The sequence below is a fragment of the Shewanella sp. Iso12 genome (assembly GCF_012030025.1).
GTDB lineage: Bacteria > Pseudomonadota > Gammaproteobacteria > Enterobacterales > Shewanellaceae > Shewanella > Shewanella algae.
Window position 1 is genome coordinate 14,324 of sequence record NZ_JAAUHW010000006.1, and the last position, 23,880, is coordinate 38,203.

Sequence of the window (23,880 nt, forward strand, 5' to 3'; positions counted from 1 at the left end):
GCGCTGCTTTTTGCAGCAGAACTGGTTAAGCTGAAAATAAAAACCTTTGCCTATGTTCTCTATCTGGTCCGTCAGCCTGCTGGCACTCTTGTATCTCGCGCTGTTGTTTATCATCGCCTGGTGGGCGGATAAATATAAACCTAAACGCTTTCGGGCGCTGTTTTACAGCCTGACACTCGGCGTCTACTGCACCTCCTGGGCCTTTTTCGGTACCACGGCCCAGGCTGCCAATCATGGTTGGTGGCTGGCGCCCACCTACGCCGGTACCTTGATCCTGTTTCTATTTGGCTGGCGGCTTTACTGCCGGGTGGCGCAAATCTGCCGCGATGAAAAACTCACATCCCTGGCCGACTTTATCGCCAGCCGCTATGGCCAGTCTTCCAGCCTCTCCGGGCTGGTGTCTTTTATTTCCGTGATTGCCATAGTGCCCTATATTTCGTTGCAGCTGTCGGCCACCTCGGAAAGTATCGCCATGCTCACGGGCGAAGAAGTTTCCTCCGGCGGATTCTGGCAAGACAGTACCTTTTATATCATGTTGCTGCTGGCGCTGTTTGCCGTACTGTTTGGTGCCCGGCGTCCAAGACCCAGCGAGCACAATCCGGGGCTGGTGGCCAGTATGGCGTTTGAATCGCTGGTGAAGCTGGCTGCCTTTATCTCGGTTGGACTGTTTGTCTGTTTCGGTTTGTTCGACAGCCCGCTGGCACTCTGGCAACAGGCTCAGAGCGCCAAGGCTGAAGGGCACTTGAGCTTTGAGGTCGACTCCGGCTACATCTATGCCACCCATACCCTGCTTGGGGTGTTGGCCATGTTCTGTTTGCCGCGTCAGTTTCATATGCAGTTTATTGAACCGGGCGGCGAGGGCCATCTCAGTACGGCGCGCTGGCTGTTTCCGCTGTATCTCATTCTTATCAATCTGTTTATTTTGCCTATCGCGGTAGCCGGCCTGTTATGGTTCGGTAAGGAGCAGGTGGCGCCGGACTCCTTCGTACTGGCCTTGCCGATGGCGGTAGAGAATCACGTCGTTTCCCTGATGGTGTTTCTCGGCGGTTTTTCGGCGGCCACCAGCATGGTGATTGTCTCGGCGATAGTGCTGTCAATCATGATCACCAACGACTTTATCAATCAGTTTATTCTGCGGCGTTCATCACTGGCCTCCGGCAGTCGCGGCCTCAGCCAAAACGCCTTGCTGCAGGCCAGAAGGGCGGTGATCTTCGCGCTGTTGCTACTGAGTTACTTCACCCACAGAATACTGGCCGATACCAACTCTCTGGCCATGGTGGGTTTGATGTCTTTTTCCCTGGTGGCGCAGTTTGCACCTGCGCTGATCATAGGTTTGTGGTGGCGTCAGGCCTCTTGCCTCGGGGCACAACTGGGGATCGCCTCAGGCTCGCTGGTGTGGTTTTATACCTTGCTGCTACCGAATCTGGTGATAGGCGCAGTCGGTTACCAACCCTGGCTCGACAATGGCCCATTCGGTGTGCAGGCTTTGGCGCCGCGGGATCTACTGGGGCTAGGGCTGGATGATATTACCCAGTCCATGCTGCTGTCGCTTGGGCTCAATCTATTGGTGTATATCTTGCTGCCAGTGCTGCGCCCGGCGGGGCTCGCCGAGCGGCTGCAGAGCAGCAAGTTTGTTATCAGCCGGGATGACAGACGGGAAGGTGTGCCCAAGGCCAGTTTGAGTTTTCATGATCTGGCGGCCTTGCTGAAACGCTTCGGCGAAGCCGACTCGGCCAGTCAGTTGGTAGCCAGCGAGTTCCCGCTGGATCCCAATCACTGGAAAGTGGATGCGCCGGTGCGAACCGAGCAGTTGGTCGAGAGAGAGCTCGCCGCCATGGTCGGCGGCGCCTCGGCCAGGCTGATTATCGATGCCGCCAAAGATGAGAAACATCAGGGGCTGGAGCAGGTGGCCGAATTTGTCGATGAGGCCCGCGAAGTGCTGCGCTTTAATCGCGACTTGCTGCAATCGACCATAGAAAATATCCAACAGGGGATCAGTGTGGTGGACTCCCAGTTGAGGCTGGTGGCCTGGAATCAGGGCTACAAGGATATGTTTCTCTACCCGGATGAGGCGCTCTATATAGGTCGGCCGGTGGAAGAGATCATTCGACTCAACGCCCACAGAGGCATGTTTCGCGGCGAGGATCCCGAGCAGGAAATTGCCAAGCGTCTCGACTATCTGCGTCAGGGCAGTGCCTATAAGTATCAGCGCACCCACAGCAATGGCCGGGTGTATGAGATGCAGGGTAACCCCTTACCCGGTGGCGGCTTTGTGACCACCTATACGGACGTGACCGACTTTGTCAGCCAGCAGCGCCAGCTGGAACACGTCAATGCCTCGCTGGAAGAAAAGGTCAACCAGCGCACTCGGGCGTTGACCCAGGCCAACCGTGAACTGTCCAATGCCAAACGGGTGGCCGAGCAGGCAACCGAGAGCAAGACCCGCTTTTTTGCCGCCGCCAGTCACGATCTGTTGCAACCCTTCAATGCCGCCAGCCTGTTCTGCTCCTTGATGAGTGATAAAGCCAGGGGCAGTGAGCTGGAAACCCTGGCCGACAATATCCGCAGCTCCCTTGGCAGCGCCGAAGAGCTGCTCAGCAGTATTCTGGAATTGACCAAGCTCAACGCCGGAGCCTTCAAGGTGAATGTCAGCGAATTTCCATTGCGGCAAATCATAGATCCCCTCAGGCACGAGTATCAGGCGCTTGCGGCGCAAAAAGGTATTGGCTTTCATCTCGAGAGTCAGGAAGTGCTGCTCAATACCGACAAGGCGCTGCTCAAACGTGTGCTGCGTAATCTGCTCAGCAACGCCATTCGTTATACCGAGCAGGGCGAAGTGCGGCTGAAGACCTATCTTGAAAACGGACTCTTGTCATTGATAGTGGAAGACACGGGCATTGGTATCGCCAAGGAAGATCAACTGACCATATTTGAAGAGTTCAAGCAGCTCGGCAGCCGCGGTAACGCCGAAGGGCTGGGGCTTGGGCTGGCGATTACCAAGCGTATCTGCGATCTGTTGGACATCCCCTTGCTACTGGGTTCCCAGGTAGGAACCGGTACTCAGTTTACCTTGTTGCTGCAGTGCAAGTCGCTGCCGGGGGCTGTGGCCGCGGTCAAACCCAAGACTTTGGAGAGTGAGTCTGATTTTGCCGGGTTACGGGTTTGGCTGGTGGATAATGATCAAACCGTGCTCGAAGCCCTGGGGCAGGTCATGGGCAGTTGGGGCTGCGAGATAGAAAAGGCCACCGGCGCCGAGCAGTTGGCTGAACTGCAAGCGCGTTTGCCCTTGCCGCAACTTTTGATAGTCGATTATCAGTTGGATGCCGGTCTCACCGGGGTTGAGCTGTTGGCCTCCCAGGGGTTGTCCGGATTACCTGTGATTATCAATACTGCCAATCAGGCCGAAAGCATTCGCGAGCAGGTTAGTGATGCCGGTTTCCCCTTGCTTTACAAGCCACTGAAGTTGCCGGCGCTCAGGCGCAGTATCAAGCGTTTGCTCAATTGAGGCGCGCTTTTTTTGTGGGAAAGGGGAAACCGTTATTCGGGGCGGCTGAGCTGATTATAGCGGATGCCGGCCTGGGTTCGGTTGTTGAGGCCGAGCTTGCGCAAAATGGCCGATACATGCTGCTTGACCGTGGTTTCCTGCACCTGCATTTCATAGGCTATCTGCTTATTGAGCAGGCCATCGGCTATCATCGCCAGCACCTTGTATTGTTGCGGCGTCAGTTTTTCCAGATTTCTGGCAAAGTCCGTCTGCTCGTCATCGGCGTCCAGAGTGTCCAGCGCCAGATCCGCCGGTAACCAGGTTTCGCCATTGAGCACCTCGGCGATGGCTTCGGATATCCGCTCCAGCGGCGAGGACTTGGGCACATAGGCCGAAGCGCCCAGGGCGATGGCTTGCTGCATAATCGCCGGTGCTTCGGCGGCCGACACCATGATGATCAACACATCCGGGTATTGATTGCGCAGTTGCGACAGTCCCTGCAAACCATTGGCTCCTGGAATGCCGAGGTCGAGAAACACCAGCTCAGTTTCACTGTGTCGCCCGAGCAGCTCAAACAACCCCTCGAGATCGGCGCATTCGCGTATCTGTGCTTCATCCAATACGCAGGCGGCGGCTTGCTTGAGGGCGCTGCGAAACAGCGGGTGATCATCGGCAATTATGGCTTTCACCAGACTCATCCTAAGGGCTCCGGGTTTCAAATTTTATACGGGAAAGTATCAATAAAAACAAGGCTTACCCTAGGGTAAGCCTTGTTCGGGGCACGGATTAAAAGCGGTAGCCTACCGTCAGGGTCACTGTGCGTGGATCGCCGTAATAACCAATCAGGGTGTTGTCGCCACCGAGTCCTGGGGTGTACTTGCTGACATCTGTCGGATCGCTCGGATCCGGGGTAACAAACTGATAGCCGCCGATAAGATACTCTTCATCGGTGAGGTTTTTGCCATAGAGGCCGGCATACCAGCTGCCGTCATTGCTATACCAGGAGATCCCCAGATTCAACAGGCCGTAGGCGTCCTGGGTTAGCAGGCTGTCTTCCTCAAACAGCACATAGTCACCGCGATAGTAATAGTTGCCGTTAAAGACAAACTCACCGATATCGGCATAGAGACGATAGGTGAAACCCAGGTTAAAGGTGAGATCCGGGGTATTGGCTATGGTAAATCTGTCCGATTTGTCGAAAGTTTCACCTGTGGCAGGGTCGGTATCGAACACTTCACTGAATTCAGCATCGATATAGCCCACCGCCAGGTCAAAGTTCAGCGCGTCTGTGGCCACCCAGGTCATCTCAAGCTCTGCGCCACGGGCCTCCGAAGAGCCTATGTTACCCAGGCGCTGATTGAGGTCGGCGGCCGTGTCGCCCGACAAAACAGAGATATACTGCCTGTCCTTATGATCCAGGCTGAACAGGGTCAGGTTGGCCCTTAAGTTGCGGCCCCATTCGCTCTTCATCCCCAGCTCGAAGCTGTCAACGGTTTCAGGATCTGCCGCCGGCTCGGCGCTTTCGGCCCTGGGATTAAAGGTGCCGGACTTGAAGCCCTGGGCGTAACTGGCAAAGAACATGATGTCATCCGAGTACTGGTATTCCACCCCGACTCTTGGGGTCAGCTTGGACCAGTCTTCGCTGTCGTCCAATACCAAGGGCACCAAGTCGCCTTCTGGACGGACATAGCCCGGCACCCAGCCGGATTCGGGATAGACGGTATCAAATATCAGGCCGTTGCGGACATAGGCCTGCTTTTCATCCTGGGTGTATCTCAGCCCCAGGGTCATGGACCAGCTGTCACTCAAGTCTACGCTGCCCTGAATATAGGCCGCCTTGCTGGTGGAGTTGGAGCAGCCGCTCACTTCACGGGTCAGCCCAGGGGCGTTGAGCGCCTTTCCAAGCTCTTCGAGAATCGCCTGAAACTGGCCGCAGGACTCGGCATCATAGTAGTAAAGACCGGACACCAGTTTGTAGTTGTCGCCGCTGTGATGCAGCTGCAGCTCATGGGTGGTTTGCTCGTCGTCATAGATGGCCGGTACGTCGAAAATTTGCAGTGAGGTGTTGTCGAAATCTATGTTGGTGGGTGAGTAACTCTCTCTTCTGGCCGCAATATATTTCAGCTGCGTTGAGTGGTTTATATCCCAGCTGCCGGTGAAGCTCCAACCTTCGAGGTCCACCTCGTTCCAGGTGGGCAGACTGGTGTAGGAGTCGAACTTGCTGTCCGGTACCGGGGCATCGGTCAGCAGACTCGGCAGCAGGCGATAGCCCCCCTTGGCGTTGGACTTATCGTCTGTTTTATCCCAGGCGAGGCGGAAAAACAGTGAGTCTGTTGGGTGATACTCCAGGGTGAGTCGCATGGCACTGAGATCTTTGTTGTAGTTCTCTTTGTCCTGGTTCGGCTCGGCCGAGGTCAAAAACTCACCGAAACCATCGCGGTTGAGGTTGGCATAGCCAAAGCCCAGATACAGCTGCTCGTCTATCAACGGATACTGGCCGGTGATCTTGAGATCTTTCTGATTAAAGCTGCCGTAGGAGCCCTGAATATTCAGCTGGGGATCGCCGGACATCACCTTGGTCACATACTTGACCGCACCGCCTATGGTGTTCTTGCCGTAAAGCGTGCCCTGAGGGCCGCGCAGTATCTCTATCTGCTGCACGTCCAGCAGATCCAGTACCGCCCCCTGTGGGCGGGCGATATAGATATCATCCACATAGATACCGACGCCGGGCTCATAACCCCAGAGCGGGTCCTGCTGGCCCACGCCGCGAATAAAGGCGGTCATGGTGGAGTTGGTTCCCCGACTCGCCTGCAGCGTGGTATTGGGGGAGAACTGCTGCACTTCGGTCACCACTGTGATACCGCGTTCATTAAGCTCGGCCTCACTGACTGAGGTGACGGCGACCGGTACTTCCTGCAGGTTTTCCACTGTGCGTCTGGCGGTGACTTCAATACGTTCCAGCTCGCCCTTATTGTTGGTTTCTTCTGCCTGAGCCGCTATCGGCGTCAGTGCCGAAGCTATGGCCAGTGCCAGCAGAGAGTAGGGGATCTTGGCTTGACTCATGATTAAGTCCTTTTGCTGTTTTGTTTGTTTTGTTTTTGTTAATACTTCGGCATTTACTCTAGAGCAAAGGGAGCAGAAGGGAATTAGCACCTTAGTACAGTGTTGTTTAATAATTTGAAATTTATTGGTTATTTTGTGTATAGCACTATGGTGTTATGTTCAATCCGGCTTTTGCTTGTCACTCTCTTGGTTACAAAAATTGGTTGCAAAAAATTAACAATGGCGCCTGGTCAATCGCTGCAAATTTGCGGCGCCGGAATAGGGCGACCAACAACAAGAGATGGGCTTATGTTGAGTATGCTGGGACTCTTCGGTGGCTTACTGCTGCTGATCATTTTGACACTCAGAGGTGTCAACCTGTTTGTCGCCGCGCCACTGTGCGCGGCCTTGGTTGCGCTGAGCAACCATATTCCGTTATTCGATGCCTCGGGGGCTGACTTTGTCAGTGCCTATATGGGCGGTTTTTCCGGCTTTCTGGCGTCCTGGTTCTTTATGTTTTTGCTGGGCTCTTTGTTTGGCAAGTTTATGGAAGATACCGGCGCGGCCGATGCGGTGGCGCATTTTATTGTGGGGAAACTCGGGATCCGCTATGCGGTGCTGGCAGTGGTAGCCGCCTGTGCCGTGTTGACCTATGGCGGCGTCAGCGTATTTATTGTGGCATTTTCCGTCTATCCCATGGCGCTGGGGCTGTTCAAGGATGCCAATCTGCCGCGGCGTTTTATTCCGGCAGCGTTGGCACTGGGCTCGGTGACTTTTACCATGACCTCGGCCGGTTCGCCTGAGATCCAAAACTGGATCCCGATCAAATACCTCAATACCTCTCCCTGGGCCGCCTGGGAAGTGAGCCTGGTGGTGGCCCTGTTTATGGCGGTCAGCGGTTATTTCTGGCTCAAGTGGATGATTAACCGAGCCATCGCCAGAGGTGAGCGTTTCGAGGCGCGCAGTGATGATCCTGAAGTGCCGGAGCGGGATCTGCCCCATCCCATCACAGGGGTGATCCCTCTCATTGTGGTGCTGGTTATCTCCTTTTGGCTGCACGATACCCTGGCACAAAATGCCCTGATAGTTGCCTTGCTCGGTGGGGTGCTGACGCTGATGTTAATCAACTTCCGCCATTTTCATCATCTGGGACGGGCGGTCAATGACGGCACCACAGGCGCTTTGGTGGCCATAGGCAATACCAGCGCCGTGGTCGGCTTTGGCGCCGTGGCCAAATCATCGGCTGCCTTTGCCACCGCGGTTGAGGTGATGACCAATATGCCGGGCAATGAGCTGTTGGGGGCTGCGGTGGCGGTGAGCGTAATTGCCGGCCTTACCGGCTCTGCCAGTGGCGGCCAGGCGATAGCCTTGCCTTTGGTGGCGCCCCATTATCTGGATATGGGGGTGAACCAGGATCAGTTGCATCGAGTGGTGGCCATTTCTTCCGGTGCTTTGGATACCTTGCCCCATAACGGTTATGTGGTTACCACCATTCGCGCCATCTGTAAGGAAACCCACAAGCGCGCCTATTGGGCGATGGCGGCGCTGACGACCCTGCTGCCACTTATCGGTGTCGCGCTGGCACTGGCTCTGTTTATTTGGTTTTAAGAGGTGAATATGAAGTTATTTGCATCCTGCATGTTTGCGGCGCTGCTTGGGGTTGCCCAAGCCAGTGCTCCGGCTTCGGCCGAGTCCGTTTCTGCTACGGCGGCTTCGTCCTTGGAAGCGCCTGCCCAGACTATGCTGGTGGAGAAAAAGTCGTTTACCACCACTGAGTTTCGCACATTATCGGGCAAAGTGTTGCCCAGTGTGACCGTCGGCTGGGAAAGCTACGGCAGTCTCAATGCGGCCAAGGACAATGTCATACTGATCACTCATTTCTTTTCCGGTAATTCCCACGCTGCCGGCAAGTACGCCGAGTCTGATCCCCAGAGTGGCTATTGGGACGCCATCATAGGGCCGGGCAAGGCGATAGATACCAACCGCTTCTTTGTTGTCAGCGCCGACACTCTGGTCAACGCCAATGTGCACGACGGTCATACCATCACCACAGGGCCTGCCAGTATCAACCCTGAAACCGGCAAACCCTGGGGATTGGATTTCCCCGTGGTGACCATTCACGACTTCGTCGAGGTGCAGCGCTTGCTGCTGGAGAGTCTCGGCATTGAAAAACTCCATGCGGTGATGGGTGCCTCCATGGGGTCATTTCAGGCGCTCGATTGGGCGGTGAGTTACCCGGACAGAGTCGAGCGGCTCATTCATGTTATCGGCGCCGACAGCATGGATGCCTGGAGCGTACCGGCGCTGGAAAAATGGGCCCTGCCTATCCGGTTGGATCCCAACTGGCGCGGCGGCGACTACTACGGCAAGACGCCCCCGGTGGCAGGGCTAACCGCGGCGCTGCTCAATATCACCCAGGATGCAATGGCGCCGGAGGCTTATCTGGCCAGCTTCAAGGATTTCACTGTGGCCGACAAAGGCGCGCTGGCGGATATTCGCACGCTGCCGCAAATCAGCCAGATCTTGCAACAGCGCGCCGGGGCCAGGGCGGCATTGCAGGATGCCAACCATGTACTGTATCTGGTACGGGCTTCACAACTGTTCAGTGCCGATTGGCAAGGGGGCGAGCTGAAACTCGCCTTGGCCAAGATAAAGGCCAAGAGCCTGTTGCTGCCCGCCAGTGGCGATCTGCTGCTGCGCCCCCAGAGAGTGAGGCAGATGGCCGCCACCCTGAAGGAACTGGGTAAAGAGGTAGAGATAAGTGAAATTAAAGGCCCCTGGGGGCATCTCGATGGCTTGTTCTCCATTCAGAGCAAGAGTGATGAAATCCGTACATTTCTGGCGGACTGAGTCACGCCGCCGCAGGGCGTAATTTAAGGAGCCTGTATGAAAGACCCTAAAACCGTATTGATCACCGGCGCGGCCAGCGGTATCGGCCTGGCGATTGCCACTGAGCTGGCGGCCTTTGGCCACAGGATATTGCTGAGCGATCTTGACCCTGAGCGGGCGATACTGGCCGCCAACACGCTCAATCAAGCCGGCGGCAACAGCTTGGGCCTTGGGCTCAATGTCGCCGACCCCCGGGCCATCGAAGCGCTGACCGAGCAACTGGCTGACATTGAAGTGGATGTGCTCATCAACAATGCCGGACTGCAGCATGTGGCGCGCCTCGATGCCTTTCCGGCCGAGAAGTGGCAACTGCTGCAACAGGTGATGCTCACCGGCCCGGCGATGCTTTGCAAGGCATTGCTGCCGGGAATGCGGGAGCGTAACTTTGGCCGCATCATCAATATCGGCTCTATCCATGCACTGGTGGCATCCAGGTACAAGTCGGCCTATGTGGCCGCCAAACACGGTTTGCTGGGGCTGAGCAAGGTCGTGGCACTGGAAAACGCCGACTGGGATATTACCGTCAACACTATCTGCCCGGCTTATGTGAAAACACCGCTGGTGGAGGCGCAGATAGCGTCTCAGGCAAGGGAGCACGGCATGAGCGAGCAAGAGGTTATCGACAACATCATGCTGTCCCCCATGCCGAAGAAGGCGTTTATCGGCGTCGATGAAATCGTGCATTCGGTAGCGTTTTTGATGGCGCCGGCGGCGCGCAATATTACCGCCCAGACGCTGGTGCTGGACGGTGGCTGGACCGCGCAATAAGGCAAGAGAGGCTGACACAGGAGAATCACTATGGCCGGGTTGGATAAAAGGGTTGCCAGTCATGAACAGGCATTGGAGGGGATAACCCATGAGATGCGGATCATTGCCGGAGGCTTTGGCCTTTGTGGCATTCCCGAGGGCTTGATAGCCGAGTTGGTGCGCAGAGAGGTGCGTGATCTGGAGTTGGTGTCCAACAACTGTGGCGTCGACGACTTCGGTCTTGGGCTCTTGCTGCAAAACCGCCAAATTCGCAAGATGGTGGCGTCATACGTGGGTGAAAATGCCCTGTTTGAGCAATTGATGATGAGTGGTGAGCTGGAGGTGGAGCTGGTGCCTCAGGGCACTCTGGCCGAGCGGATCCGCGCCGGCGGCGCCGGGATCCCGGCGTTTTACACGGCCACGGGAGTCGGTACTCCGGTGGCCGAGGGCAAACCCAGTGAACATTTCGAAGGCCGGGAGTATCTGCTGGAGCGCGGCATAGTCGCCGACTTTGCTCTGGTTCGTGCCTGGAAGGCCGATTGGCAGGGCAACTGCATCTATCGCCACACCGCGATGAACTTCAACCCCTTGGCAGCGATGGCGGGCAAGATAACCGTGGTAGAGGCCGAAGAGATAGTCGAGCCCGGCAGCCTGCCGCCATCACAAATTCATACACCGGGAATTTTTGTCGATCGCCTGGTGCAGGGACAGTTTGAAAAACGCATCGAAAAGCGCACCTTTCGACCCAGCTAACAGGAGAACAGCATTATGGCGTTGAGTCGCGAACAGATGGCTATGCGGGTCGCCAGAGAGATCCGTGACGGTGATTATGTCAATCTGGGCATAGGCATTCCCACTCTGGTAGCCAACTACCTGCCACCCGGGATAGAGGTGATGCTGCACTCGGAAAATGGTCTGTTGGGAATGGGTCCGTTTCCGCTGGAGGAAAAGATAGATGCCGACATGATCAATGCCGGTAAGGAGACAGTCACTGCGGTCAAAGGCGCGGCGATTTTCGACTCGGCCCTGAGCTTTGCCATGATAAGGGGTGGGCATGTGGATCTCACTGTATTGGGGGCGATGGAGGTGGATCAACAGGGCAATATTGCCAGTTGGATGATCCCGGGCAAGATGGTCAAAGGGATGGGCGGCGCCATGGATCTGGTGGCTGGCGCGGCCAACATCATATGTACCATGATGCACTGCAGCAAACAGGGGGAGTCCAAGTTGCTTGAGCGCTGCACGTTGCCGCTGACCGGGGTTAACTGTATCAAGCGGGTGCTGACGGACTTGGCACTGCTGGAGATCCGTGACGGCGGTTTTCATCTACTGGAGCGCGCGCCGGGGGTGACTGTTGAGGAGATCCGCGCCAAGACGGCGGGCAGACTGCATTGTGGCGAGTCTGTGCCGGAAATGACCTTTGATTAATTCGCTAAATTGGGTGGCGTTTTTAGCTGCTGCGATTTTTGCTTGAATCGCCAGGCTTCACGATAACAAAACTTTGTTTGAGGGTGAGTTTTCACCCTCAAATTCCCCAAGGGAGCGGCATTGAAGCAAACATCAGTGCCCGAAGCGGTATCTGGCGATCAAAATAGGGAGCCTGAGTATTTAAAAAATCTTGAACAGATGAAATCGGCTTTCATGGCTCAATCTATTGATATAAATCGAAAAAAAGCCGTTTAAATGGCATAGGTGAACATAGCAACTGTAGTTTATATTTCAAAGCCTTGGATAAACTGTGATTCGTGCTTGCATTATGGTGCACAGCAAGGTTTAATTGCGCCGTTTTGAAGGTACATTCAGTCCTGACAGGCAAACGTGAGTAACAGGGTTATTATGGTTCACGAGTCATTAACCGTGTAAATGAACAAAGCACCATTTACACGGGGTTAAGAGGGTTTTAGCTAATGCACAGCCATTCATTTGCCGCACTGGTTCGCCAAGTGCCACAACACAGGTTTTCAACCATTGTCAGCTATGACAATACCGGCTTGAAACATCTCACGTTAATCCGCATCAATTCCGGTCGCGAACAGGCCAATAGTCCCAACTGAGCCCGTCGTCCATCTACGACGATACATTCACTCGGCATTCATTTTCGAATCGCCGAGGACGGGTTATTTGTCCACCCTTACATTCAACACCAAGAGTTTTAGGTTAAATGCAAGCCAAGAATATTTACTACGAGACACTGCATCCGGCATACGGGCAGTATTTTGAGGTGGAAAAGGTGCTGTTCGAGCAAAAGACCGAACAGTGGCACCTGAGCATTTTTGAAAATGCCGCTATGGGACGGGTCATGGCGCTCAATGGCGCCATCCAGACCACAGAGAAAGATGAGTTTGTCTATCACGAAATGTTGACCCATGTGCCTATTCTGGCCCACGGCGATGTCAAGCGGGTGCTTATCATAGGCGGCGGTGACGGCGGCATGCTGCGGGAAGTGGTCAAACATAAACAGATTGAATCCATTACCATGGTGGAGATTGATGCCGCCGTGGTGGAAATGTGTAAAAGCTATTTTCCAAACCATTCCCAAGGTGCCTATGATGACCCCAGAGTCAACTTGGTGATCAGCGACGGGATGGATTATGTTAGGCAATCACAGCAAAAATTTGATGTGATTATCTCTGACTGCACAGATCCCCTTGGTCCGGGAGAAGTGCTGTTCAGTTCCGACTTTTACGAGGGCTGTAAGCGTTGTCTCAATGAAAATGGGATTTTTGTCGCTCAGAACGGCGTGCCTTTTATGCAGCTGGATGAAGTGCAAAATACCGTCAGACGCATGAGCTCTTATGTGAAAGAGTGTCGGTTCTATATGGCGGCCGTGCCTACCTATGTGGGTGGCAGCATGGCCTTTGCCTGGGCAACCGATGATCTTGAGGCGCGTCAGCATAGCCTGGCGACTCTCGAAGAGCGTTTTGAACGGGCCGGTATTACCACCCGTTATTACACGCCGGCTATCCATCAGGCAAGCTTTGCGCTGCCGGCGTTTGTCGAACAGGCGGTCGCGTCAGCGATGACGGTTACCGCATAACCCATTTTTTGATAACAGGCTAACGAACATGAGTGATTGGTCTATTGACGATGCCCGCGTCGGCTACAACGTCGCATACTGGAGCCAGGGATTTTACGGGATCAGCGATCAGGGTGAGGTGACAGTGTCACCGGATCCTTTGAATCCGGACAGCAAAATCGGCCTGAACGAACTGGCCAAAGATATGGTGAAGGCCGGTGTTAACCTGCCTGTGCTGGTCCGTTTCCCGCAGATTTTGCACCACAGGGTCGATAGCCTGTGCCAGGCCTTTAATCAGGCGATTCAAAAGTACGAGTACAGCGAGGACTATCTGTTGGTTTATCCCATCAAGGTGAACCAGCAGCAGACGGTGGTTGAGGAAATCCTCGCCAGCCAGGTCAGCAAAGAAGCACCGCAACTAGGGCTTGAAGCTGGCAGTAAGCCTGAGCTGATGGCGGTACTGGCCATGGCACAAAAGGCCAGCTCAGTCATAGTCTGTAACGGCTACAAGGATAAAGAATATATCCGCCTGGCACTGATAGGCGAAAAGCTGGGCCACAAGGTCTACATAGTGCTGGAGAAGATGTCCGAGCTTAAGATGGTGCTGCAGGAATCCCGCGAGCTTGGGGTTACTCCGCGTCTGGGTCTGCGCGCACGCCTGGCGTTCCAGGGCAAGGGCAAGTGGCAGGCCAGTGGCGGTGAAAAGTCCAAGTTTGGTCTTTCTGCTGCGCAGGTGCTGCGGGTGGTCAGCGAGCTCAAGAGTGCCGACATGCTGGATTCGCTGCAGTTGCTGCACTTTCACCTGGGTTCGCAAATTGCCAATATCCGCGATATTCGCCATGGTGTGGGTGAAGCGGCGCGCTTCTACTGTGAGCTGAGAAAACTGGGTGCCAAGGTCAACTGTTTCGACGTGGGCGGCGGCCTGGCGGTGGACTATGACGGTACCCGCAGCCAAAGCAACAACTCTATGAACTATGGCCTGAGCGAGTACGCCAACAATATCGTCAGCGCTCTGAGTGATGTCTGCGCCGAGTATGAGCAGCCGGTGCCGAGGATTATCTCTGAGTCCGGCCGCTTCCTGACGGCGCACCACGCCGTACTTATCACGGATGTTATCGGTACCGAGGCCTATTCCCCTGAGAATATCCAGCCACCGGCAGAGGATGCCCCACAGCTGCTGCACAACATGTGGCAGTCCTGGAGCGATATCCGCGGCCGCGCCGATTCCCGCGCCCTGATTGAGATTTTCCACGATACCCAATCGGATCTGGCCGAAGCTCACGCTCTGTTTGCTCTTGGGCAACTTAGCCTGGAAGAGCGCGCCTGGGCGGAGCAGACCAACCTGCGTGTCTGTCACGAGCTGCAGGGCTTGATGAACAACAAGAACCGTTATCACAGACCCATCATTGATGAACTCAATGAGAAACTGGCCGATAAGTTCTTCGTTAACTTCTCGCTGTTCCAATCGCTGCCGGATGCCTGGGGTATAGATCAGGTGTTCCCTGTGTTGCCGCTGACCGGGCTGGATACCGCGCCAGAGCGCCGCGCCGTGATGCTGGATATCACCTGTGACTCGGACGGCATGGTGGATCAGTATGTGGACGGGCAGGGGATTGAAACCACACTGCCGGTTCCTGCCTGGAGTGCCGAGAGCCCGTATCTTATCGGTTTCTTCCTGGTGGGGGCTTATCAGGAGATCCTCGGTGACATGCACAACCTGTTCGGTGATACCAACTCGGCTGTGGTGCGTCTCGATGAAAGCGGCCTGGCCAACATAGAGTCTGTGCTGTCCGGTGACACTGTGGCCGATGTGCTGCGCTATGTGAACTTGGATGCCGTATCCTTTATGCGCACCTACGAAGAGCTGGTGAATCAGCATATTGCCGAAGACGAACGCACCTCGATCCTTGAAGAGCTGCAATTGGGTCTTAAGGGTTATACCTATCTGGAAGATTTTTCATAAGGTCGGTGCATTCAGCAGGCCCTTCGGGGCCTGCAACAAGTAGAGATAAAAGATGTTTTTTGAAGGTTCAGAAAAAAAAATTGAAGTGATAGTGACGCCGGCTACGCCTTCGCTGCGCTCACTGGGAAAGCCCTTCTGGGAAGAGATGGTGGCCAAGGCCAATGCAGAAATCCTCTCTTCCGTCAGCAATGATTATTGCGATGCCTATCTGCTCAGCGAGTCGAGTCTGTTTGTTTGGGACGACAGGTTTTTAATGTTGACCTGTGGTACCACCACACTGGCGCGCTCGACCCTGCATTTTATCGACTCCCTCGGCGAAGAGGCGATAGCCTTTGCGACTTTTCAGCGCAAAAACGAATATCTGTCGCACCTGCAGGCCAGCTCTTTTGAGCAGGACTTACAGGCACTGAGAGAGAAATTGTCCGGTGTGGCGTACCGTATCGGTCATCTGGATTCCCATCACCATTACCTGTTTTGCAGTGACAAGGCCTTCAGCGCCGAGAGCGGTGATGCCACCAGTGAGCTGTTGATGTATCACATTCGCGGTGAGGCGGCCGACTATCTGCGCTCCGATAATCAAAGCTGCGCCGGGGTTCGCCAATTGCTGGCACTGGAAGAGATGCTGCCCGGATTCCAGTTTGATGACTTCCTGTTTGAGCCCTTTGGTTATTCCATCAACGGCATTCGCGACAAAGAGTATATGACTATTCATATTACGCCCCAGGAAAGCAGCTCTTATGTCAGCTTCGAGACCAATCTGGATCTCGCCGCACAACCGATAGATATCTTCGCCCGTTTGCTGGCCATTCTCAATCCCGGCAGCTGGGATGTCATCGGCTTCAACGCCCAGTTGGACACCCGTGGTTACCCTGAACATTTATGTCTGGGAAGTTGCTCTTTGTCCCTGGAGCAGGGTTATAATGTTGGCTTCAGTCACTATCAGCAGATGTGCCATGAAGTGCTGATCCCTGAGTCCATGTAAATATCGGCATTAGCCAAGTTTTGGAGTATTTATGACCACTTTAGCAGATAAACCTGATTACTCGCTTTATTCAAATGCGTTTGGTTATTTGCGTCAGCCACTGGATTTCAAACCGCTAGAAAGCGATGCGGATGTGGTGGTAATAGGTTTGCCTTTCGATATGGCCGTTACCGGTCGCAGCGGTGGCCGTATGGGGCCCGGAGCTATCCGCAATGCCTCGACCAATTTGGCCTGGGAAGAGAAGCGTTGGCCTTGGGATTTCAGCCTCAGCGAATATATCAAGATAGTGGATGCCGGCGATCTGGTATTCAACTGTGGTGATGCCGCTGACTTTACCGAGCGCACCGAAAACTTTGCCAGCAAAGTTCTGGCCTCCGGCAAGACACTGCTGAGCTTTGGTGGCGATCACTTTGTGACCCTGCCGCTGCTGCGCGCGCACCACAAACAGTTTGGCAAGATGGCGCTGCTGCACTTCGATGCTCACACCGACACCTACAGTCAGGGCAGCAAGTTTGACCATGGCACCATGTTCTATCATGCCCCCAACGAAGGCTTAATCGATCCGGCTCATTCTGTGCAGGTGGGGATCCGCACCGAATACACCAAAGAAGGCCACGGTTTTCAGGTGATTGACGCCGCCATGGCCAATGATATGACCGCCGATGAAATCGTGGCGCAGATCAAGGCGCGGGTTGGCGATATGCCTTTGTATGTGACTTTCGATATCGATTGCCTGGATCCTGCCTTCGCGCCGGGAACCGGTACTCCGGTATGCGGCGGTCTCACCAGCGACAAGGCGCTGAAGATTATCCGTGGTCTCAAGGGCCTCAACATAGTGGGTATGGATGTGGTTGAAGTGGCACCTGCTTACGATAGCGCCGACATTACCGCGCTGGCGGGCGCGACGCTGGGCCTGGAAATGCTGCATGTCTGGGCGCTGGGGCAGGGCAAAGTCAAGTAAGCAGCTTCACGTTAAGCCAACGCTTGTCGTTGGCTTTCCTTCTTGTATAGAGCCCCCCTAGCTAGGCTGGGGGTTCCGTTTCGCTGGGGCACTGCGCCCGGCTCAGGGACAAGGATAGACAATGACAGATTTGAGTGATATTCGCCGCGAATACACCCAGGGCGGCCTCAGGCGCGCCGATCTGGCCGCCGAGCCCATGGCGCAGTTTGAGCGCTGGATGGCGCAGGCCAAGGATGCACCTTTGACGGACCCTACCGCCATGGTGGTGGCCACAGTGGACGAAACCGGGCAACCGTTTCAGCGGATAGTCTTGCTGAAGCGTTTTGATCAGCAGGGTTTTGTATTCTTTACCAATCTGGAAAGCCGTAAGGCGCAGCAGATTGCCGTCAACGCCAAGGTCAGTTTACTGTTCCCCTGGCATCCGCTGGAGCGCCAGGTGGCCGTGACAGGGGTAGCCGAAGCCCTGTCTGCTACAGAGGTATTCAAGTACTTTGTCAGCCGTCCGAAAGACAGCCAGATAGCGGCCTGGGTCTCGAAACAGTCGAGCAAGCTTAGCGCCCGTCAGGCACTTGAGAGTAAGTTTGCCGAGATGAAGGCCAAGTTTGCCAAGGGCGAAGTCCCCTTGCCCAAGTTTTGGGGCGGCTACCGCATAGTGCCTTCCAGTGTGGAATTCTGGCAGGGCGGTGAGCACAGGCTGCATGACAGATTCCTCTACAGCCGCACAGATGACGGATGGGAGATCAATCGCCTTGCACCTTGATGGCGCTATGGCATAACAAGAGGGACGGCATCTGCCGTCCCTTTACTTTTACCCGTCAGCTATTTTAACCGCACTACGTTTTCTGCCTGCAGCCCCTTTTGGCCTTCAGTCACGCTGAAGCTGACCTTCTCACCCTCTTTCAGGGTGCGGCGGCCGCTGCCTTGAATGGCGCGGTAGTGGACGAACACATCGGCGGCGTTTTCCTGGGTTAGAAAACCAAAGCCCTTTTCATCGTTGAACCATTTAACGGTTCCTGTCACTTGTTGCTCTGACATAGTTTCCTCGTTACCTAATCTTGGCTGCTGGTCTGTATTAGCGTTTGTAGAATAAAAGGGTTTTGTTTCATTGGCTTGACAGTCTGGTGACGCTGAGAGAAATGGTTGCAGGCGGCCGTGGTGGTCCGTGAGCAAAAGTTCACTCAATAGCGGCAAAGGTTTTCTTGAAGTGAACAATATGCTTTAGTAATGAGTAATCTACAAAAAGCGCTTGCTTTTACCCGGGTGAAATCGGGCGCAGTTCAATTCACACCCTACAAGGAACAAGAATATGCAGAAATGGATCCCCTTGCTGGCGCTCGGCGCCTTCAGTAACCTGGCCCTGGCGGCTGACTGGCAGTTGGACAATGCCGACTCCAAGGTTAGCTTTGTGTCGGTCAAGAAAGGTGATATCGCCGAGGTACATGAGTTCAACCAGGTGAGTGGCACACTTGCCGAGAGTGGCGAATTCAAGTTGGAGATCCCGCTCAACGGCGTTAATACCGGCATTGAAATCCGCGACAAGCGGATGCAAACCATGTTGTTTGAGGTGGCTAACTTTCCTAGCCTGACGCTGACAGCGCAAGTGCCTGCGGATCTATTGGACAAGCTCAAACCCGGCGAGTTGCTGACCACTGAGATTGATGGCGTGTTGTCGCTGCATGGCAAGAGTCAGAACAAGCGCTTTGGTGTGGTGGTGGCCAGACTCGGTGAGTCGAGCCTCTTGGTAACCTCGCAAAAAGCCGTCATAGTGAACGCCGAAGAGTTTGGTTTGACCGATGGGGTTGAAAAATTACGTGAAATTGCCGGTCTATCCAGCATCAGTAAGGCTGTTCCTGTCTCTTTTGTTCTAAGATTAAACAAGTAACAAACGACGGCTTGATTTGAGGCAAGACTCAAGGCGGATTTTGTTTCATAATGTGACTCTCTGATCGCCGCGTTGGCGGCGTTCGGAAGTTTGCCCCTTATGGGTTGGCCTGAGACGTTGCACGCGGGAAGAAAGATGGTTACAGACAAAGACGGCTATATGCACCTCATACAATTCCTGACCGAACACCTTGGATTGTTTGAGACTCCCGAAGGGGAATCTTTGGGCGACAGCAGCGTCATGGAACAGTTTGAAGAGCAGCTGTCGGCGCAGATTATTATGGTCTGTGGCCAGAATCCGCAACTGTCCTTTGCCCAGCGTAACACTGTTATCCGTGAGATAGATGCCATAGTGTACGATTTGGAAGAGATCCTGGCCAAGGTGGCCAATCATAAGGCTACGGCAAAGCAAACCTTGTTTATCAGCGAGTTTGCCGGTTTGATCAAGAATCTGTTTGATCAGGAAATCGCCAAGCTCCTGTCTCAATAACGCACACAGGTGGAGGCGCTCAATGCTGACACTGCTTTCCGGGTTTGATGACAATACAGTGGCAGTTCGCGCCAGCGGTGTGATCAGCGGTGATGATTACGATGCTGTTTTGCTGCCGGCGGTCGAGTCCAAACTCAGGGAACATGTGCTCATTAAACTCTGGTATGAATACGGAGCTGACTTCGAGGGCATCTCTTTGCAAGCGGTGTGGGATGATGCCTGCCTTGGACTGTTTCATCTGCAGGACTTTTCCCGTATAGCTGTGATCACCGATAGCCCCGCCATCGAGGGCATGGCTCAAACCTTGGCGCTGATGCTCCCTTGCCCGGTGGCCGTGTTTCCCAGAGCGGAAATGGCCAAGGGCCGAGCCTGGCTCTCGGGAACCTGAAGCGTTAACATCTGTCTTATCTGTAAGTTCCGGCATTTCAGCCGGATTTTCATCTTGTTAAGTGAAATGAATGGAATAGTCCTATGCTTAAAAAACTTGGTCTTTGTTTTATGTTGCTTTCGACATCAGTGTTTGCCCAGGAAAAAACAGTCATAGGTCAGACTGAAATTATGACGGTCGCCGAAGCCGGGCTCAGTTTTGAGGCCCGTATCGATACTGGGGCGGCCAACACCTCCATGCATGCGATGGATCTCAAGGTCATTGGCGGCAGTGCCAAGAAGATGCAGGATAACGTGGGCAAAATGCTCAGCTTTACCACAGAAAACGAACGTGGTGAGAAAAAGCAGCTCAAGGCCAAAATCGTCAAGACATCTACTGTCAGTAACTCTCAGGGACGAGAGACGCGTTACATGGTGGAGTTGAACGTCGCGTTTGGCGATCACAAACGTAAGGTCAAGGTTAATCTCAGAGACCGCAGCCACATGGATTATAAACTGCTTATCGGCCGCAACTGGCTGTCCGATGACTTTCTGGTCGATGTGGCTGAAAAGCGCATCATAGGGCCGGTCGCTCCCATCAGTGTGCGGGAATCAGGACTGATTTTCCAAACCCGTATAGATACCGGCGCGGTGGAAAATTCACTGCATGCTACGGATCTGAAAGTGGAAAACGGCGATGAGGATATGGAAAAGAATATCGGTAAGCAGCTGAGCTTCACCACAGAAAACGAAAAGGGCGAAAAGCAACGCCTGCATGCCATGATCACCAATACCTCGCTTATCCGTAATGCCCAAGGCAGTGAAATTCGTTATATGGTGGAACTCAACATTGGCGAGCCGGGAAGAGAGTATCCGGTCAAGGTTAACCTTAAAGACAGAAGCAAGATGACCCATAAACTGTTGATTGGCCGAAACTGGCTGCAGGGTCACTATCTGGTGGATGTCAGCCTGAAAGAAAGCGACTGACAGCTAAGCGCTTCTAACCATACCCCGGGAAAGCCGCCTATTATGGCGGCTTTTGTCATTCAGAGGTGAAACTCATTAATATTATAGTGATGTTTTTCAATGGCATGGAATGGCAGCCCTTTGCTTCTCATTGTTTAGACTTGGGTTATGTTGAAATCCCGGCCCATGTGAAATTGTCTAGCTGAAAGAGTTTTGCAAAGGTTTGATAAGTCCAGTGCTTGAGTCTTCTCTCGCCTCAGGGGGAGCCGGGTTAAGCTACTCAATGGACTCAAGCGGCAGCAGCAGGCGGACGCAGCAGCCGTCTCCCTCTTGGGAGCTGATGGTCATTTCTCCAAGCAGTTTCAGCCTCACATAGCTCTGTAACCGTGACAGAGTACCGGTTCCGCTTTGTGAAGCGGACTGTTCAATACGGGCCAGCATCTCCTGACTTATTCCGCTGCCATTGTCTGTTACTGTAACCTCCAGATGGCGCTCGTCCAGCTTGTCCGCCTTAATAGTTATCAGGGCATTGGCAGATTGATGGGTAAATGCATGATGCAGGATATTGCTCAGCAAAGGGTAGAATAGCAATAAAAGCTGCCAGGGTTTGGCACCAGGCAACAGCTTGTCCGCAATCGCCAATTTCATTTCAACGTTTGCGGCGGCAAACTGCGGCGCCATCAGAGCCTGCAGGTGAATCACGAATTCATCGAAATGAAGCGTCTTGACCTCTGTCTGTGGATAATTGACCAGCGCCAACAGGTGACGCAATCTGGCGGAGCCAAGCAGAATAAGTTCCTTGGATTGATTCAAAACTTCGGTGCTTTCGGTTTCAAACAAGCTCGCGCCGAGCTGATCGAAGTCGGCAGACAAGTCAGCAACCAGCTGGGCAAGTAGTCTTGGCAGCTGCAGCTCCTGCTCTTTCATCAAGGTGCTGCTGAGACTGAGCAACTGAGACTTGCTTTGTGCCTGCTGTAATTGACCTTCCAATTGAGCTATCTGTTGCTGCTGTTGTTGCAGGGTACGGCTGTTGCGTTTATTGATATCGGCCTGTAACTCCAGGGCTTGCCCCAACTGCTGTTCCTGGCGTTTGTGACTGGAAAGATCGAATGCAATTGCCCCTATGCCACACAGTTCGCCAAATTCGTCGCGGATGGGGAAGCGGGTTACCTGATACAGGACATCCCCCAGAGGGGTGGCAATGGGTTCTTCGGAGCAGAAGGGGCTTTGGTTACTGATCACCCTTTGATCGTTGGCTTGGTAAATTTGTGCCAGGCCGAGAGGGAAGACCTGATTGTCATCCGCACCGATAAACTGCGCCCGTTCGTGGGCGGTAATTTCGCAATACTTGTCGTTGACCAGCGTATATTGCCCGGTTAAATCTTTGATGTAGATGATGTTCTGTGAATGATTCATCAATGCATTGAGCTGCTCGGTACGTGTTTTGAGAATTTGTTGGGCGTTATGTTGCACCTCCAGTTGCTGCTCCAGCGCCAGGTTACTGGCATCCAGGCTGGCCATCGCCGTTTCCAACTGACGGGTGCGGGAGATAAAACTGCCGGCCAGCATCCCCAGTTCATCTTCTCTGTCTCTGGCATCCAACTCCAGCCGGGCAGGATTGTTTTCCCTGAGCGCTGCCACCATGCGGCTGATAGGTTTGATAAACAATCTGTGCTGCACCAGAAATAACAGCAGCAGTGCCAGCAACTGGATCGCCACCAGGTAGATGCCGACTTTGCCGGCAATCAATGTCGCGTCCTCTTTGAGGGATGACAGCGGTGTGACTATCACTATTTTCCAGTAGGTCTTGGGCATCAAAAATACCGAAACCAGCGCCGGCTCGTTGAGCAAGGGATCCCGGGTCAGCTCTTGGGTCAGCAGCAGCTTGGCATTGGCCGGCCATTCTCTGGCAGAGTTGTTGATTATGGTGGCAAGCAGTGCCGCCTCGATTTCATCACGCTCGCCCATCAGGCTTTTGAGCTGTTGACTGCTGAAGGCCTTATGTTGATTGGCCTCCTGAATAAGCACCTGATCGGCACTGCGCAGTGCTTCACCAACAGATTGAAACTCGGGGAACAGGCGTTCAAGGCGTTGAAAATTATCCAGACTCAGCGGCTTTTCCAGCGTGCTGTCCAGCAACTCATCTTCCCAGGGAGAGGCGAGCAGATGATTGCGGTAGTCGAGGGCAAACACATAACCGCTTAGATCTTTGAGGGCGCCTCTGAAGAAACGATTAAGGCCGCCAAGGCTGATGTCCACGGTGGCGGCACCGATAAACTCATGATCCTGCCAGATAGGGACAGAGGCAGTGACCATGGCTTCAGCCGTGTAGGGATCGCGATAGGCGCTGGACCAGAAGGTTCTGTCGGCCGGAAAAAAGCGGGTGGGTTTATACCAGTCTTCGTTGTGGTAGCGTTGCTGTGGCTGCTCGTTATAGCTGTTGAGTTGCTGCAGTTTGCCGTAGCTGTCGCGATACCAAAAGAGGCTGTCGAGGATCCGCCCGGGTTCAAAGGCTCGGGGTTCAGGCCAGATCCCGCCGCCGGTGATCATCTCTTTCTGGGTTTCCAATTCCAGCACCGACTCGATACTGGCCTTGAGCGCTGTGCCATTGCTGCGGTAAAGGGCACCAAGATTCGCCATGGTACTGACCAGGCTTTCTATCTGTGAGGTCACTTCTTGCAGCCTTGCGGTAACGACTTGACCATAGCTTTGGTTCAATGCTCTTTGTTGACTGAGCAACTGGTTACGTTGAATGCTGAGCAATACCAGCACAGTGCTGATGACAATGAGGGCGCTGATGAGTAACTGACTGAGGGCAAACTTGACCGGCAAGCGTTTCAGCCAGCCTGGAAGCCAAGGTAATCGGTTGGATTGTTGCTTTGCCTGGTTCCCTTGCATATATCCTCAGTAATAAGCTTTTCAAGCTGTTACATAATACAACCTCTTGAGAAAAGCCGCCATTTTTCTAAGGGCACCTAATAGTTAGTGGGGGCACTCGTGCTGAATGAGCGCGCGGGGTTTGCAGTTGGGCTGAGCGCGAAGCCGGGCAGAGATATGCAATCCGAACTGGGGATATAGAAAAGGCACCCT

At 54.1% G+C, this 23,880-nt stretch carries 21 protein-coding genes; 17 read left to right on the top strand and 4 right to left on the bottom strand.

Translation table 11 applies throughout. From position 1 onward, the window contains the following. The first annotated feature begins 52 nt into the window (after positions 1-52). Positions 53-3,505, top strand: a complete 3,453-nt coding sequence (locus HCX89_RS12060; protein ID WP_144159624.1) for a PAS-domain containing protein — start codon at positions 53-55, stop codon at positions 3,503-3,505. A 32-nt stretch (positions 3,506-3,537) separates the two neighbouring features. Here the strand turns inward: HCX89_RS12060 and HCX89_RS12065 are convergent, their stop codons facing one another. Together HCX89_RS12065 and HCX89_RS12070 are read right to left on the bottom strand one after the other, a co-directional pair. Next, positions 3,538-4,182 (bottom strand): response regulator transcription factor, encoded by a 645-nt coding sequence (locus HCX89_RS12065; RefSeq protein WP_167716191.1) that lies wholly within the window; start codon positions 4,180-4,182, stop codon positions 3,538-3,540. Positions 4,183-4,270: 88 nt separating this feature from the next. Next, positions 4,271-6,550: a TonB-dependent receptor gene (locus tag HCX89_RS12070; RefSeq protein WP_167716193.1), complete on the bottom strand. Its 2,280-nt coding sequence runs from the start codon at positions 6,548-6,550 to the stop codon at positions 4,271-4,273. Between the two features lie 288 nt (positions 6,551-6,838). Here HCX89_RS12070 and HCX89_RS12075 point away from each other — a divergent pair, with 288 nt between their 5' ends. From HCX89_RS12075 to pdxH, 12 genes are all read left to right on the top strand, one after another. After that, positions 6,839-8,137 carry a GntP family permease gene (locus HCX89_RS12075; protein WP_167716195.1) on the top strand — a complete coding sequence of 433 codons (1,299 nt, stop codon included), beginning with the start codon at positions 6,839-6,841 and terminating at the stop codon, positions 8,135-8,137. A 9-nt stretch (positions 8,138-8,146) separates the two neighbouring features. Further along, a complete protein-coding gene (locus HCX89_RS12080; protein ID WP_167716197.1) occupies positions 8,147-9,379 on the top strand; it encodes a homoserine O-acetyltransferase in 1,233 nt (410 codons plus the stop codon). 36 nt (positions 9,380-9,415) lie between these two features. Next, positions 9,416-10,186, top strand: coding sequence for a 3-hydroxybutyrate dehydrogenase (locus tag HCX89_RS12085; protein ID WP_167716199.1), 771 nt, complete (start codon positions 9,416-9,418; stop codon positions 10,184-10,186). A gap of 30 nt (positions 10,187-10,216) precedes the next feature. Then, complete coding sequence (locus HCX89_RS12090; protein ID WP_071239002.1) at positions 10,217-10,918, top strand: CoA transferase subunit A; 702 nt, start codon at positions 10,217-10,219, stop codon at positions 10,916-10,918. Positions 10,919-10,933: 15 nt separating this feature from the next. Then, a complete protein-coding gene (locus HCX89_RS12095; protein ID WP_028779305.1) occupies positions 10,934-11,593 on the top strand; it encodes a CoA transferase subunit B in 660 nt (219 codons plus the stop codon). 120 nt (positions 11,594-11,713) lie between these two features. Next, the gene (locus tag HCX89_RS22995) at positions 11,714-11,848 is read left to right on the top strand and encodes a hypothetical protein (RefSeq protein WP_302476693.1); all 135 of its coding nucleotides are present in this window, start codon (positions 11,714-11,716) and stop codon (positions 11,846-11,848) included. A gap of 224 nt (positions 11,849-12,072) precedes the next feature. Continuing rightward, on the top strand, positions 12,073-12,219 hold the full coding sequence (locus tag HCX89_RS12100; RefSeq protein WP_093983023.1) for a hypothetical protein: 147 nt from the start codon (positions 12,073-12,075) through the stop codon (positions 12,217-12,219). A 107-nt stretch (positions 12,220-12,326) separates the two neighbouring features. Further along, a complete protein-coding gene (gene speE, locus HCX89_RS12105; RefSeq protein ID WP_028779304.1) occupies positions 12,327-13,202 on the top strand; it encodes a polyamine aminopropyltransferase in 876 nt (291 codons plus the stop codon). 28 nt (positions 13,203-13,230) lie between these two features. Beyond that, positions 13,231-15,144 (top strand): biosynthetic arginine decarboxylase, encoded by a 1,914-nt coding sequence (gene speA, locus HCX89_RS12110; RefSeq protein WP_167716201.1) that lies wholly within the window; start codon positions 13,231-13,233, stop codon positions 15,142-15,144. Positions 15,145-15,196: 52 nt separating this feature from the next. Then, complete coding sequence (locus HCX89_RS12115; RefSeq protein WP_071239000.1) at positions 15,197-16,126, top strand: adenosylmethionine decarboxylase; 930 nt, start codon at positions 15,197-15,199, stop codon at positions 16,124-16,126. A gap of 31 nt (positions 16,127-16,157) precedes the next feature. Beyond that, positions 16,158-17,087, top strand: coding sequence for an agmatinase (speB, locus tag HCX89_RS12120; protein WP_167716203.1), 930 nt, complete (start codon positions 16,158-16,160; stop codon positions 17,085-17,087). A 121-nt stretch (positions 17,088-17,208) separates the two neighbouring features. Beyond that, positions 17,209-17,847, top strand: coding sequence for a pyridoxamine 5'-phosphate oxidase (pdxH, locus tag HCX89_RS12125; protein ID WP_028779301.1), 639 nt, complete (start codon positions 17,209-17,211; stop codon positions 17,845-17,847). Between the two features lie 59 nt (positions 17,848-17,906). Here the strand turns inward: pdxH and HCX89_RS12130 are convergent, their stop codons facing one another. Next, complete coding sequence (locus HCX89_RS12130) at positions 17,907-18,122, bottom strand: cold-shock protein (protein ID WP_025009621.1); 216 nt, start codon at positions 18,120-18,122, stop codon at positions 17,907-17,909. 271 nt (positions 18,123-18,393) lie between these two features. Between HCX89_RS12130 and HCX89_RS12135 the strand changes: the two genes are divergently transcribed. From HCX89_RS12135 to HCX89_RS12150, 4 genes are all read left to right on the top strand, one after another. After that, a complete protein-coding gene (locus HCX89_RS12135) occupies positions 18,394-18,969 on the top strand; it encodes a YceI family protein (RefSeq protein ID WP_025009622.1) in 576 nt (191 codons plus the stop codon). Positions 18,970-19,104: 135 nt separating this feature from the next. Then, a complete protein-coding gene (locus HCX89_RS12140; RefSeq protein WP_025888976.1) occupies positions 19,105-19,458 on the top strand; it encodes a DUF3802 family protein in 354 nt (117 codons plus the stop codon). A 22-nt stretch (positions 19,459-19,480) separates the two neighbouring features. Next, on the top strand, positions 19,481-19,846 hold the full coding sequence (locus HCX89_RS12145; protein WP_025009623.1) for an STAS/SEC14 domain-containing protein: 366 nt from the start codon (positions 19,481-19,483) through the stop codon (positions 19,844-19,846). Positions 19,847-19,929: 83 nt separating this feature from the next. Beyond that, positions 19,930-20,811, top strand: coding sequence for a RimK/LysX family protein (locus HCX89_RS12150; protein WP_025888977.1), 882 nt, complete (start codon positions 19,930-19,932; stop codon positions 20,809-20,811). 255 nt (positions 20,812-21,066) lie between these two features. Here the strand turns inward: HCX89_RS12150 and HCX89_RS12155 are convergent, their stop codons facing one another. Then, the gene (locus tag HCX89_RS12155; RefSeq protein ID WP_052658015.1) at positions 21,067-23,688 is read right to left on the bottom strand and encodes an ATP-binding protein; all 2,622 of its coding nucleotides are present in this window, start codon (positions 23,686-23,688) and stop codon (positions 21,067-21,069) included. Positions 23,689-23,880: the final 192 nt, after the last annotated feature.